General features: G+C 70.3%; 13 protein-coding genes. 8 read left to right on the forward strand and 5 right to left on the reverse strand.

Features of this window, described 5'->3' with window-relative positions:
* Window positions 1-209 precede the first annotated feature (209 nt).
* Both GA0070612_RS02055 and GA0070612_RS02060 read left to right on the forward strand, forming a co-directional pair.
* Window positions 210-878, forward strand: coding sequence for a Maf family protein (locus GA0070612_RS02055; protein ID WP_088986364.1), 669 nt, complete (start codon window positions 210-212; stop codon window positions 876-878).
* A complete protein-coding gene (locus tag GA0070612_RS02060) occupies window positions 875-1,528 on the forward strand; it encodes an O-methyltransferase (protein ID WP_088986365.1) in 654 nt (217 codons plus the stop codon). The genes GA0070612_RS02055 and GA0070612_RS02060 overlap by 4 nt, the downstream gene beginning before the upstream one ends.
* Before the next feature lie 78 nt (window positions 1,529-1,606).
* Here GA0070612_RS02060 and GA0070612_RS31270 read toward each other — a convergent pair whose 3' ends face one another.
* From GA0070612_RS31270 to GA0070612_RS02080, 4 genes are all read right to left on the reverse strand, one after another.
* Complete coding sequence (locus GA0070612_RS31270; protein WP_157742402.1) at window positions 1,607-1,744, reverse strand: hypothetical protein; 138 nt, start codon at window positions 1,742-1,744, stop codon at window positions 1,607-1,609.
* A 3-nt stretch (window positions 1,745-1,747) separates the two neighbouring features.
* On the reverse strand, window positions 1,748-2,503 hold the full coding sequence (locus GA0070612_RS02070) for an ABC transporter permease (protein ID WP_088986366.1): 756 nt from the start codon (window positions 2,501-2,503) through the stop codon (window positions 1,748-1,750).
* Window positions 2,504-2,706: 203 nt separating this feature from the next.
* The gene (locus tag GA0070612_RS02075; protein ID WP_088986367.1) at window positions 2,707-3,666 is read right to left on the reverse strand and encodes an ATP-binding cassette domain-containing protein; all 960 of its coding nucleotides are present in this window, start codon (window positions 3,664-3,666) and stop codon (window positions 2,707-2,709) included.
* A gap of 122 nt (window positions 3,667-3,788) precedes the next feature.
* A complete protein-coding gene (locus GA0070612_RS02080) occupies window positions 3,789-4,400 on the reverse strand; it encodes a PadR family transcriptional regulator (RefSeq protein WP_088986368.1) in 612 nt (203 codons plus the stop codon).
* Between the two features lie 149 nt (window positions 4,401-4,549).
* Between GA0070612_RS02080 and GA0070612_RS02085 the strand changes: the two genes are divergently transcribed.
* Window positions 4,550-6,301, forward strand: a complete 1,752-nt coding sequence (locus tag GA0070612_RS02085) for an acetyl/propionyl/methylcrotonyl-CoA carboxylase subunit alpha (RefSeq protein ID WP_088986369.1) — start codon at window positions 4,550-4,552, stop codon at window positions 6,299-6,301.
* Between the two features lie 108 nt (window positions 6,302-6,409).
* Window positions 6,410-7,849 carry a GuaB1 family IMP dehydrogenase-related protein gene (locus GA0070612_RS02090; RefSeq protein WP_088986370.1) on the forward strand — a complete coding sequence of 480 codons (1,440 nt, stop codon included), beginning with the start codon at window positions 6,410-6,412 and terminating at the stop codon, window positions 7,847-7,849.
* A 109-nt stretch (window positions 7,850-7,958) separates the two neighbouring features.
* On the opposite strand, the gene GA0070612_RS02095 is transcribed toward GA0070612_RS02090, so the two are convergent.
* Window positions 7,959-8,519 (reverse strand): TetR/AcrR family transcriptional regulator, encoded by a 561-nt coding sequence (locus tag GA0070612_RS02095; RefSeq protein WP_088986371.1) that lies wholly within the window; start codon window positions 8,517-8,519, stop codon window positions 7,959-7,961.
* An 81-nt stretch (window positions 8,520-8,600) separates the two neighbouring features.
* On the opposite strand from GA0070612_RS02095, the gene GA0070612_RS02100 reads away from it, so the two are divergent.
* From GA0070612_RS02100 to GA0070612_RS02115, 4 genes are all read left to right on the forward strand, one after another.
* Entirely contained in the window at window positions 8,601-9,047 is a 447-nt protein-coding gene (locus tag GA0070612_RS02100) for a DoxX family protein (RefSeq protein ID WP_088986372.1), read from the forward strand.
* A gap of 24 nt (window positions 9,048-9,071) precedes the next feature.
* Complete coding sequence (locus GA0070612_RS02105; RefSeq protein ID WP_088986373.1) at window positions 9,072-9,554, forward strand: MarR family winged helix-turn-helix transcriptional regulator; 483 nt, start codon at window positions 9,072-9,074, stop codon at window positions 9,552-9,554.
* The gene (locus GA0070612_RS02110; RefSeq protein ID WP_088986374.1) at window positions 9,548-11,281 is read left to right on the forward strand and encodes an ABC transporter ATP-binding protein; all 1,734 of its coding nucleotides are present in this window, start codon (window positions 9,548-9,550) and stop codon (window positions 11,279-11,281) included. The genes GA0070612_RS02105 and GA0070612_RS02110 overlap by 7 nt, the downstream gene beginning before the upstream one ends.
* Window positions 11,282-11,433: 152 nt before the next feature.
* Window positions 11,434-13,365 carry an ABC transporter ATP-binding protein gene (locus tag GA0070612_RS02115; RefSeq protein WP_231924582.1) on the forward strand — a complete coding sequence of 644 codons (1,932 nt, stop codon included), beginning with the start codon at window positions 11,434-11,436 and terminating at the stop codon, window positions 13,363-13,365.

The following is a 13,365-nucleotide window of genomic DNA, read 5'->3' on the forward strand; positions in this document are numbered from 1 at the left end:
GGGTGTCTGGAGGCATCGGATACCGCGTTTTCCGGGCATGGCGAGCGTCGCGAGGGGTAGGGCGCGCTGATCGACTCCACTTTCCCGATGTGGCGGTATCCGTCGGGGGTGGATGGGCCGTTATCGGCGATGTGAAGTGGATCAAGGGGGCATGGGTCTGGATTGAGCGTGGCGGACGCCGCGGGTGGGTTGCCGGTAACGTCGGGTTCGTGTCTGACTCTCTGCCGCTCCGCCTTGTGCTCGCATCGGCGAGCCCTGCCCGTCGTAAGCTCCTGCAGGCCGCCGGCATTGAGCCGGATGTGCTGGTCAGCGGGGTGGACGAATCTCTGGTGATGGCCGACCGGGCCGAGGAGTTGTGCCTGGAGTTGGCACGGCTCAAGGCCCAGGCGGTGCTGACCCGGTTGAGCCCGGCCGCTGATCAGCGGACGCTGGTGGTCGGCTGCGACTCGGTGTTGGCCTTCGACGGGGAGATTCTCGGTAAGCCGGCGGACCCGGCGGACGCGACCCGGCGGTGGCAGCGGATGCGGGGGCGTAGTGGGGTTCTGCACAGTGGGCACTGCCTGATCGACGTCGTCGCCGGGCGGCGCGCGGAGGCGGTGGCCTCGACGACTGTCCACTTCGCGGATATCAGCGACGACGAGATCGCCACGTACGTGGCCAGTGGCGAGCCGCTGGCCGTGGCCGGCGCGTTCACGATCGACGGGCTGGGCGGGCCATTCGTGGAGCGGATCGAGGGTGACCCGGGCACGGTGGTCGGGTTGTCGATGCCGCTGCTGCGCCGCCTTCTCGCCGAGCTCGACCTGCGGATCACCGACCTGTGGACGAAGGTCGCGCCGGGCGGCCAAGCCGTCGAGCCACTCGGTAACGTCCGGTCATGACCACCAAGTCGATCCCGCTCACCGACGAGCTGCACGCCTATCTTGTCGCGCACGGCTCCCCGCCGGACGAGATCATCCGGGACCTGGCCGACGAGACCCGGTCGGTGTTGCCGGAGCACGCCACGATGCAGGTGGCGCCGGAGCAGGCGGCTTTCCTGACCTTCCTGACGCGACTTCTCGGCGCACGACAGGCTGTCGAGGTCGGCACGTTCACCGGGCTCTCGTCGCTGGCGATCGCCCGCGGTCTGCCCGATGGTGGGCAGTTGACCTGCTTCGACATCTCCGAAGAGTTCACCGGCATCGCCCGGCGCTACTGGGATCGGGCCGGCGTGCAGGACCGGATCGACCTGCGGATCGGCCCGGCCGGAGACCGGCTCCGGGAGCTGCCGCAGGAGCGCTATCTCGATTTCGCGTTCATCGACGCGGACAAGACGGGCTACCCGATCTACTGGGCGGAGTTGGTGCCCCGGATGCGTCCGGGTGGGGTGATCGCGGTCGACAACGTGCTGCGCGGCGGCAGGGTCATCGCGCCGAGGGACGTCAGCGACCGGGCGATCGCCGCGTTCAACGACGAGGTGCTCGCCGACGTGCGGGTGGACCCGGTGATGTTGCCGATCGCGGACGGCCTGACCCTCGCCCGGGTGCGCTGAGCGGCTGATCCACTCGGGTTCCTGGAAGTCGCGGCATCCCGACGCCAGGACACCCCGACTTCCAGAAACCCGAGTCGATCAAGCCAGGGCCGGGCCACGGCCACGGCTAATCCGGGCCACGACCAGGCCCAGGACCACGGCCAGGCCCAGGACCACGGCCAGGACCGGGGCCAGGCCCAGGACCACGGCCAGGACCGGGGCCGGGGCCGGGACCACGCGTCAGCGGACGCTGCGGGCGAACTGTCGTGCGGCCCAGACGACGCCCAGTACGGCGAGCACCGCGGTGATGCTCAGGCCCTGCCAGACCTTGTCGCTGCCCAGGTCGCCGGCGAACAGCGCGCGGGTGCCGTCGACCGCCCAGGAGAACGGGTTCCAGTCGGCGATGCCCTGCAACCAGCCGGGGGCGAATGTCAGCGGCAGCAGAATGCCGGACAGCAGCAGTACGGGCTGCGCCACGGTGTTCATCAGCGGGGCCAGCGCGTCCTCGCTCTTGACCTTGAGCGCCACGCCGTAGGAGACGGCCGAGGTCATGAGGGCGATGAGGGCGAGCATCAGGTACGCCAGCAGGAGGTCACCGAGGAACACCCGCAGGTCGAACAGGAGCGCCAGCAGGGTGATGATGACGGCCTGCACCAGGAGCGACACCACGTCGCGCAGTGAACGGCCGAGCAGCAGGGCGAGCCGGCTGATCGGGGTGACCCGCGAGCGTTCGATGACCCCGGCTCGCAGCTCGGCGATGAGGCCGAACCCTTGGAAGAGGCCACCGAAGATGGCCAGCAGCACCAGCAGACCGGGTACGAAGATCTTGTAGGCGGCCGCCTGGGTGGGGGCGTTCAGGGCTGGCTTGAGCAGCGGGGCGAAGAGCAGCAGGTACATCACCGGCTGGAACACGCCGACGAAGACCCAGACCGGGTTGCGCAGCAGCAGTTGGGTCTGCCGCTGGAAGATCAGCCACGTGTCACGGGCGAATTTCATGAGTGGTCTCCGAGTGGTCGAGACTCGCGATGCGAGCGATGCGAGCGATGGCCGAGGCTCGCGCAGCGAGCGGGACGAGCCGTACGAGCGGAACGAGCCGAACGAGCCGTACGAGCGGAACGAGCCGAACGAGCCGTGCGAGCGGGACGAGCGGACGGTCGACGCTCGCGCAGCGAGCCGCAGCGAACGATGCGGACGAACGGTCAGGACTCGCGCAGCGAGCGGCCGGTCTTGGTGAGGAAGACGTCGTCCAGGCTGGGCCGGTGCAGCTCGATCGAGCGCAGCTCCAGGCCCGCGTGGTCGAGTCGGCGCAGCACCTGCGGGATGGCGGTGGCGCCCTCGTCGACGTAGAGGCGCAGGCCGCCCTCGTCGGCGGTCTCCAGCTTGTTGACGTACGGCTCGCCGTCGAGGGCCTTGGCGGCCTGCGGCGTGGCGGTCAGGTCGAGGCCGACCAGCACCACGTCGCCGGAGATCTCCCGCTTCAGCTCGGCGGGGGTGCCCTCGGCCACGACCTCGCCGTTGTCCATGATCGCGATCCGGTCGCAGAGCGCGTCTGCCTCGTCCAGGTAGTGCGTGGTGATGAAGACGGTCATGCCGTCGCTGCGCAGTCGGCGGATCTCGTCCCACATGTGGGCGCGGCTCTGCGGGTCGAGGCCGGTGGTCGGCTCGTCCAGGAAGACGATCTTCGGCTCGTGGATGATGCCGAGCGCGATCTCGACCCGTCGGCGTTGACCGCCGGAGTAGGTCTTGCACGTGCGGTCGGCGTACTCGGTGAGTTGGAAGGCGTCCAGCGCGCGGACGGCGCGGCGCTGCGCGTCGGCCTTGCTGATGCCGTACATGCGGGCGTGCAGCACCAGCTCCTCGCGCGCGGTGGACTCGTCCCAGGTGCTGCCGCCCTGTGGGACGTAGCCGATGCGGCGACGCACCTCGGCCGGGTCCTTGCGGAGGTCGGCGCCGGCGATGGTGGCCTCGCCGCCGTCGGGCTCGATCAGCGTGGCGAGCATCCGCAGCGTGGTGGTCTTGCCGGCGCCGTTCGGGCCGAGAAAGCCGAAGATCTCGCCCTCGGCGACCTCGAGGTTGACGCCCCGCACGGCGTCCACCGTCTTCGTCTCTCGACCCGCGCGGGAGCGGAACGACTTCCGCAGCCCCCTGGTCTCGATCATCTCTGCTCCTGATCGTTCGGGCCGGTCGAGGCCGGCCGTCGAGTGGGACGACGCCGAACGGCGCACTCCCCCGCTGTGCAGACAGCAGGCTAACGCGATATAGCGTTTCTAGTCAACGTTGATTATTCCTGACGGGCCTCACGCCGGCCGTCGCCCTCGCGCCACCCCGACCAACCTTCCGTGTTCTCCAGCTCAGCAGGCAGGTACGACACACCGGATTCGATGCGTTCCGCGATTCGCTCGCACCAGGTCATCTCCGCCTCGGCACGCGCCGACCACAGCTCGGACATCCAACTGACGTGCACCGGCTTGGTGTTGCGCACCCAGTCCGAGCCGAGCGAGGCCCGCATCGACTCGATGCCGGCCCGCAGCAGGTTGGCCCGGTTGCGCAGCGCCGCCGCCGCCTCGGGCCGAGGCATCGCCGGCAGGAAGGAGAAGGCGGCCGTGAACGGGTCGATCGGCTCGGAGAAGTTCCACCACAGGTTGCGCAACAGCGTCTCGAACTCGTCCTCCCCCTTGGGGGTGACTTCGTAGGTGGTGCGGGCCGGCCGGGCGCCGACCTGCTCGGTGGCGACGGCCCGGAGCAGCCCCTCCTCGGTGAGTTTGCGCAGAGCGTGGTAGATCGATCCGGGCTGCACGTTGGCCCACCTGTCGGCACTCCAGCTCAGCAGCTCACGGCGCACGTCGTAGCCGTGCACGGGCTGCATCCACCGCACCAGACCGAGGATCATCATTCGAGTCGCAGACACCTCACAAGCGTAATAGCCAAGTTTGACTAATGGAGGGTGGCCCCAGTGCCGCATCCCACACTGAGCGATCGTTAGGGCCGCCAGGGTGGCCGATACACTCCCCGTCAGTAACCTGCCCGGGAGGAGCCACGAAGGTGCGCAAGGTACTCATCGCCAACCGCGGCGAGATCGCCGTCCGGGTGATCCGTGCGTGCCGCGACGCCGGCCTGGACAGCGTCGCCGTCTACGCGGACTCCGACCGCGACGCCCTGCACGCCACCCTCGCCGACGAGGCGTACGCGCTCGGTGGTGACAGCGCGACCGAGACGTACCTGCGCATCGACAAGCTGCTCGACGTCGCCGCCCGGGCCGGCGCCGACGCCGTACACCCGGGTTATGGCTTTCTTTCGGAGAACGCCGACTTCGCCCAGGCGGTCATCGACGCCGGGCTGACCTGGATCGGCCCCACTCCGCAGGCCATCCGGGACCTCGGCGACAAGGTCACCGCCCGGCATATCGCCCAGCGGGCCGGTGCCCCGCTCGTCCCCGGCACCCCGGATCCGGTGGCCAGCCCGGACGAGGTGATCGCCTTCGCCGCCGACCACGGCCTGCCGGTCGCCATCAAGGCGGCCTTCGGCGGCGGTGGCCGCGGCCTCAAGGTCGCCCGCACGATGGAGGAGATCCCCCAGCTGTTCGAGTCGGCCACCCGGGAGGCGGTCGCGGCGTTCGGCCGGGGCGAGTGCTTCGTCGAGCGCTACCTGGACCAGCCCCGGCACGTCGAGGCGCAGGTCCTCGCCGACCAGCACGGCAACGTGATCGTGGTCGGCACCCGGGACTGCTCGTTGCAACGTCGGCACCAGAAGCTCGTCGAGGAGGCCCCCGCGCCGTTCCTCACCGACGCCCAGCGGGCGCAGATCCACGACAGCGCCAAGGCGATCTGCCGCGAGGCCGGCTACCACGGCGCCGGCACCGTCGAATACCTGGTCGGCGTGGACGGCACGATCTCCTTCCTGGAGGTCAACACCCGACTCCAGGTCGAGCACCCGGTCACCGAGGAGACCGCCGGCATCGACCTGGTCCGCGAGCAGTTCCGGATCGCCGACGGCGAGAAGCTGCGCATCACCGAGGACCCGACGCCGCGCGGGCACTCCATCGAGTTCCGGATCAACGGCGAGGACCCGGGCCGCAACTTCCTGCCCGCCCCCGGCACTGTCACCGCTCTGCGGCTGCCCACCGGCCCGGGTGTGCGGGTCGACACCGGCATCTCGGCCGGCGACGTGATCGGCGGCAACTTCGACTCGCTGCTCGCCAAGGTGATCATCACCGGTGAGACGCGGACCGAGGCCCTGGAACGCGCCCGCCGCGCGCTGGACGAGATGGTCCTCGACGGCATGGCCACCGCCCTGCCGTTCCACCGGCTGGTGGTGCGCGACGAGGCGTTCACCGCCGAGCCGTTCAGCGTGCACACCCGGTGGATCGAGACCGAGTTCCACAACACGGTGCCGCCCTTCACCGCCGCCGCCGGCACCGCCGAGGCGCCGGCCGAGCGCGACACCGTCGTGGTCGAGGTCGGCGGCAAGCGCCTCGAGGTCAGCCTCCCCGCCGGCTTCGGCGGGAGTACGACCACCGCGGCACCCGCCTCCCGTAAGCCGACCCGGCGCGGTGGCGGTGCGAAGGCCGGCGCCCCGGTCGGCGGAGACGCGCTCACCTCGCCGATGCAGGGCACCATCGTCAAGATCGCGGTTGCCGACGGCGACACCGTGGCCGAGGGCGACCTGGTGGTGGTGCTGGAGGCGATGAAGATGGAGCAGCCGTTGCACGCCCACAAGGCGGGCACTGTCAGCGGGCTCGCCGCCGAGGTCGGTGCCGTGATCACCGCCGGTGCCGCCATCTGCACCATCGCCTGACGGTCAAAGTGCCGTCCCGTCCCCTTTGTCGGACGGAGCGCCGTACGGCAGGGGTGGTTTGCGGCACCGACGTGGGCGATGGCGCCCGGGGGCGGGAATGATGGCCGGGTGCGGTTCCTACACGGCGCGGTTCCCGCGCACGACCTGACCTATACCGACGTCTTCATGGCGCCGGCCCGCTCCGACCTGGGCTCCCGGCTCGACGTCGACCTCTCCACCAGCGACGGTACCGGCACCACCATCCCGCTGGTGGTGTCGAACATGACAGCTGTCGCCGGCCGGCGGATGGCGGAGACGGTGGCCCGCCGGGGCGCGATCACGGTGATCCCGCAGGACATCCCCATCGAGGTGGTGGCGAACGTCGTCGCCTGGGTCAAGCAGCGGCACCTGGTCTACGACACGGCGATCACGCTGGGGCCGACCGACACCGTCGGCGACGCCATCCACCTGCTGCCCAAGCGCTCGCACGGTGCGGTGATCGTGGTCGACGACGACGGCCGACCGATGGGCGTGGTCACCGAGGCGGACACCACCGGTGTGGACCGGTTCGCTCAGCTGCGGCACGTGATGTCCACCGAGCTGCACACCGTCCCGGCGGACGCGGACCCGCGTACCGGGTTCGACCGGCTCTCGGCGGGGCGTCGCCGGCTCGCCCCGGTGGTGGACGCCGACGGTCGACTGGTCGGGGTGCTGACCCGCCAGGGCGCGCTGCGGGCGACCCTCTACACGCCAGCCGTGGACGACGGTGGTCGACTGCGCATCGCGGCGGCGGTCGGGATCAACGGTGACGTGACCGGTAAGGCCAGGGCACTGCTGGAGGCGGGGGTGGACACCCTGGTCGTGGACACCGCGCACGGCCACCAGGCGCGGATGATCTCCGCCCTCCGGGCGGTGCGCACGTTGGACCCGGGAGTGCCGGTGGCGGCGGGCAACGTGGTCACCGCCGAGGGGGTACGCGACCTGGTCGAGGCCGGGGCCGACATCATCAAGGTCGGCGTCGGACCGGGTGCCATGTGCACCACCCGGATGATGACCGGCGTGGGCCGGCCGCAGTTCTCCGCCGTCCTCGACTGCGCGGCGGCCGCCCGCGAACTGGGCCGGCACGTGTGGGCCGACGGCGGGGTGCGGCACCCCCGGGACGTGGCGCTCGCGCTCGCCGCCGGTGCGTCCAACGTGATGATCGGCTCCTGGTTCGCCGGCACCTACGAGTCCCCCGGTGACCTCTACTCCGACGCGGACGGCCGGCGGTACAAGGAGAGTTTCGGGATGGCGTCGGCTCGGGCGGTCAGCGCCCGTACCGCGGACGACAGCCCGTACGACCGGGCCCGCAAGGCGGTGTTCGAGGAGGGCATCTCCTCGGCGCGGATGTACCTGGACCCGGCCCGCCCCGGCGTGGAGGACCTGATCGACGAGATCATCGCCGGGGTGCGCAGCGCGTTCACCTACGCCGGCGCACGAAACCTCACCGAGTTCCACGATCGCGCCCTGGTAGGCGTCCAAAGCGCCGCCGGCTTCACCGAAGGAATGCCCCTCCCGACAAGCTGGTAGCCCCACCCACCCACCCACCCCGTTGATCATGAAGTTGTTGCCTCTCGCATCGCGGGGCTTCTCGTGGCAATAACTTCATGATCAACAGGGGAAGGGGTGTGGTTCGCCCTTAGGTTGTCAGGCGGCGCAGGACTTCGCGGGCTGCGTCGCTCGGGTTGTCGCCGACCCGGTCGGGCAGGGCTTTGGCCAGCCAGAGGGTGGCGAAGCCGTGGGCGATCGACCAGGCGGCGAGCGCGTCCCGGTCGGTGTCGGCGGGCGCGCCACCGCCGGGTAGGGCGGCCACCCCGGAGCGGAGTGCGGCACCAGCGCGATCCCGGGCGGCGGTCAGTTCAGCGTCGTCCGGCCGGTGCAGCTCGGGCCGGAACATCACCTCGAAGTACGCGCGGCGCCGGACGGCGAAGTCCACGTACGCGACGCCGGCCTCGAGCAGGTCGCCACCGGCCCGGACCAGCGCCTGCGCCAACAGGTCGAAGCCCTGGGCTGCGAGCGCGGTGAGCAGGCCCGCCTTGTCTCCGAAGTGGTGCGCGGGCGCGGCGTGCGAGACGCCGGCTCGACGGGCCAGGTCGCGCAGGCTCAACGCGGTGGGCCCGACCTCCTCGATGGCCTCCAGCGCGGCGGTGAGCAGTGCGCGGCGGAGATCCCCGTGGTGGTACGCACGCGTGTCGGTCACGTCAGAATCGTATCTTGCCATTGACAAGATGCCACCTCGACTCGCAATCTTGTCACTGACAAGTTTTCGAGGAGGATTTCGATGGCACCCCTGATCGCCCTGCTCGTCGGCAGCGCCCTGGCCCGCCTCGCCGGCCTGGCCGGCATCTCCGCGCTGGACGGTTGGCACCCCGCTCTGCGCGTCGGGCTGGCCCTGATGTTCGCGCTGACCGCCGTCGCGCACTTCGACGGCCGGCGGCGCGGCGACCTGATCGCGATGGTCCCGCCCCGACTGCCGCGACCGGACCTGCTGGTCACCGCAACCGGAGTGCTGGAACTGGTCGGCGCGATCGGCCTGCTGGTGCCGGCGACCGTCCGCATTGCGGCGGCCGGACTCGCCCTGCTGATGCTCGCGATGTTCCCGGCCAACGTCTCGGCCGCACGCCGAAGGCTGACCCTCGCCGGACGCCCGGTCACCCCTCTCGCGCAGCGCACCGCGCTGCAACTGGTCTTCGTCGCGGCGGCGGTCGCTATTTCGTTTGGCCCCTGACTATCAGGGGGCTAATCTACGGTCGTGGAACTCGTGACCCTCCAGGACGTGCCTCTCGGACGACTGCTGGTGGTGGCCGGGCACCTGGTCGGGCAGCGGTGGAACCGCTACCTCGCCGAGGAGCACGGCCTCACCCAGGCCGGCATGATCACCCTGATGACGCTCGCCCGACACGGCGAGCTGCCCCACCGGCAGGTCGCCGAGAAGGGCTTCGTGCGCCCGGCGACCCTCACCGGCATCGTCGACACCCTCGAACGCGACGGTCTGGTCGAGCGGCAGCGCGACGACAGCGACCGGCGCAGCATCCGACTCGCCCTCACGCCCGCCGGGCGGGAGCGGGCGGCTGCGCTCAGCGCGTTGATGCACTCCGGACGCCCGCTCACCTCGGTCGACGCCGACCCGGAGAAGGCCCAGGTCATCCGCGAGTTCCTGCTGGAGGTCATCGGCAGCGGGGACGACCCGCGGATGACCGGACGCCTCACCGAACCGAAGGATCCGGCGTGCTGATCCGACTGTTGCGCAACCAACTGCGCACCTACCAACGACCACTGCTGGCGGTGGTGTTGCTCCAGTTCGTGGGCACCATGGCCTCGCTCTACCTACCGAGCCTCAACGCGGACATCATCGACCAGGGCGTCGCCCGGGGCGACACCGACTACATCGTCCGCACCGGCGGTTGGATGTTGCTGGTCAGCCTGGTCCAGATCGCCTGTTCGATCGCCGCCGTCTATCTCGGCGCACGCGTCGCGATGGGCTTCGGCCGGGACGTCCGCGCCGAACTGTTCGGGCACGTCAACCGGTTCTCCGCCCGCGAGGTGGCCCGGTTCGGCGCGCCGTCGCTGATCACCCGCAACACCAACGACGTCCAGCAGGTGCAGATGCTCGTGCTGATGAGCTGCACGATGCTGGTCGCCGCACCGATCATGAGTGTCGGTGGCGTCTTCATGGCGCTGCGCGAGGACATCGGCCTGTCCTGGTTGATGCTGGTCAGCGTGCCCGTGCTGGCCATCGCACTCGGCGCGATCATCCGCCGGATGGTGCCGGGCTTCCGGCTGATGCAGACCCGCATCGACACTGTCAACCGGGTGCTGCGTGAGCAGATCACCGGCATCCGGGTGGTCCGTGCCTTCGTCCGCGAGCCGTACGAGACGGACCGCTTCGCCGTCGCCAACGCCGACCTGACCGCCACCGCGCTGCGTACCGGCCGGTTGCTGGCGCTGATCTTCCCGGTGGTCATGCTGGTGCTGAACGTGTCCAGCGTGGCGGTGCTCTGGTTCGGCGCACAACGGGTGGACGCCAACGCCATCGAGATCGGCGCGCTGACGGCCTTCCTGGCGTACCTCATGCAGATCCTGATGGCGGTCATGATGGCCACCTTCATGCTGATGATGGTGCCGCGGGCGGCGGTCTGCGCCGAACGCATCGTCGAGGTGCTGGACACCGACTCCTCGGTGGTCCCGGCCGCCGCGCCCGTCACCGACCTGTCCACGCGGGCGGAGCTGGAGCTGCGCGGCGTGCGCTTCCAGTACCCGGGGGCGGTCGAGCCGGTGCTGCGCGACATCTCCTTCCGGGCCGCCCCGGGCACCACCACGGCGATCATCGGCAGCACCGGTGCCGGCAAGACGACACTGCTGTCGCTGATCCCCCGCCTGGTCGACGTCACCGCGGGCGCGGTGCTCGTCGACGGTGTCGACGTGCGGGAGCTGGCACCCGACGAACTGTGGCGACGCATCGGCCTGGTGCCGCAGCGGCCGTACCTGTTCACCGGGACGATCGCGAGCAACCTGCGCTACGGCAACCCGGACGCCACCGACGAGGAGCTGTGGGCGGCCCTGGAGATCGCCCAGGCCCGGGACTTCGTGGCGCAGATGCCCGGCGGGCTGGACGCCCCGATCGCGCAGGGCGGCACCACCGTCTCCGGCGGGCAGCGGCAACGCCTCGCCATCGCCCGCGCCCTGGTCCGGCAACCGGAGATCTACCTGTTCGACGACTCGTTCTCCGCGCTCGACCTCGGCACCGACGCGCGGCTGAGGGCGGCGTTGCGGCCGATCACCGCGCAGTCCGCTGTGGTGATCGTGGCCCAGCGGGTCTCCACGATCGTCGACGCCGACCAGATCATCGTGCTCGAGAACGGAGGGGTCGTCGGAGTGGGACGACACGCGGAGTTGGTGGAGACCTGCCCGACGTACGCCGAGATCGTCGCCTCGCAGCAGACGGCGGAGGTGGCGGCATGAGCGAGCACGACGAGCGGCGCACCGCGGCCGTACCCAGTCAGAAGCCGGCCGGCGACGAACGGACACCGGGCGACGCCGCGCCGCGACCCGGCGGCGAGGCGCCGACGCCGAAGCGGCTGCCCCCCGGTCGCCCGGGTGGCGGCCCGGGGTGGATGAGCGCCGGAATGCCCGCCGAGAAGTCGATGACCTTCGGGCCGTCGGCCCGGCGGTTGCTCGGCCGGCTGCGCCCGCACCGGCTGCACCTGGCGGCGATCATCACGCTCGCCGTGGTGAGCGTCGGTTTCAGCGTGGCCGGGCCGAAGATCCTCGGCCATGCCACCGACATCATCTTCAGCGGCGTGATCGGTCGGCGACTGGAGCTGGGCACCACCGCCGAGCAGGCGATCGCCGCAGCCCGGGCCAGCGGCAACGAGAGCTTCGCCGACATGCTGGCCCGGATGGACGTGGTGCCCGGAATGGGCATCGACTTCGACGCCCTGGGCCGGGTGCTGCTGTTGGCGCTCGGGCTCTACCTGGCGGCGAGCCTACTGTCGTGGTGGCAGGGTTGGCTGCTCAACGGGGTGGTCCAGCGCACCGTGCTGCGGCTGCGCGCCGAGGTGGAGGAGAAGCTCAACCGGCTGCCGTTGCCCTACTTCGACAGGCAGCCCCGGGGCGAGCTGCTGAGCCGGGTCACCAACGACATCGACAACATCTCCACCAGCCTCCAGCAGACCCTCAGTCAGCTCCTCACCTCGTTGCTCACAGTGGTCGGGGTGCTGGGCGTGATGTTCTGGATCTCGCCGCTGCTGGCCCTGGTGGCGCTGGTCGCGGTGCCGCTGTCGGTGCTGGTCACGCAGCGCATCGCGAAGCGCTCGCAGAAACAGTTCGTCGCCCAGTGGACGCACACCGGTGAGTTGAACGGTCAGATCGAGGAGGCGTACACCGGCCACGAGCTGGTGAAGGTCTTCGGCCGGCAGCGCGAGGTGGAGGCCGCGTTCCACGCGAAGAACGAGGAGTTGTTCCGGGCCAGCTTCGGCGCGCAGTTCATCTCCGGGATCATCATGCCGTCGATGATGTTCATCGGGAACCTGAGCTACGTCGCGATCGCCGTGGTCGGTGGCCTGCGGGTCGCCTCCGGCACGATGAGCCTCGGTGACGTGCAGGCGTTCATCCAGTACTCCCGTCAGTTCACCCAGCCGCTCACCCAACTCGCGTCGATGGCCAACCTGCTCCAGTCCGGGGTGGCGTCCGCCGAGCGGGTCTTCGCGGTGCTCGACGCCGACGAGCAGACCCCCGACCCGGTCGAGCCGGCCCGGGTCACCGACCCGCACGGCCGGGTCGAGTTCGAGCACGTCTCGTTCCGCTACGAGCCGGACAAGCCGTTGATCGACGACCTGTCGTTGGTCGCCGAGCCGGGGCACACGGTGGCGATCGTCGGCCCGACCGGCGCCGGGAAGACCACACTGGTCAATCTGGTCATGCGGTTCTACGAGCTGGACGCCGGCCGGATCACCCTCGACGGGGTGGACATCACCACGATGCGCCGTGACGACCTGCGCGGACGGATCGGCATGGTGCTCCAGGACACCTGGCTCTTCGGCGGCACCATCCGCGACAACATCGCCTACGGGCGGCCCGACGCGACTGAGGAGGAGATCGTCGCGGCGGCGCGGGCCACCTTCGTCGACCGGTTCGTCCGCAGTCTGCCCGACGGCTACGACACGGTCATCGACGAGGAGGGCAGCAACGTCAGCGCCGGCGAGAAGCAGCTCATCACCATCGCCCGGGCGTTCCTCGCCGAGCCGTCGCTGCTCATCCTCGACGAGGCCACCAGCTCGGTGGACACCCGTACCGAGGTGCTGCTGCAACGGGCGATGGCCGCGCTGCGCTCGGACCGGACCAGCTTCGTCATCGCGCACCGGCTGTCCACCATCCGCGACGCCGACCTGATCCTGATGATGGAGGACGGCCGGATCGTCGAGCAGGGCACCCACGAGCAGTTGCTCGCCGCCCACGGCGCGTACCACCGGCTCTACCGTTCCCAGTTCACCGGCGCGGCGGTCGACGAGGAGCCGGCAACCGCCGCTCAACCGGCGTCGGTCTGA

The organism is Micromonospora chokoriensis (genome assembly GCF_900091505.1).
GTDB classification, from domain to species: Bacteria; Actinomycetota; Actinomycetes; order Mycobacteriales; family Micromonosporaceae; genus Micromonospora; species Micromonospora chokoriensis.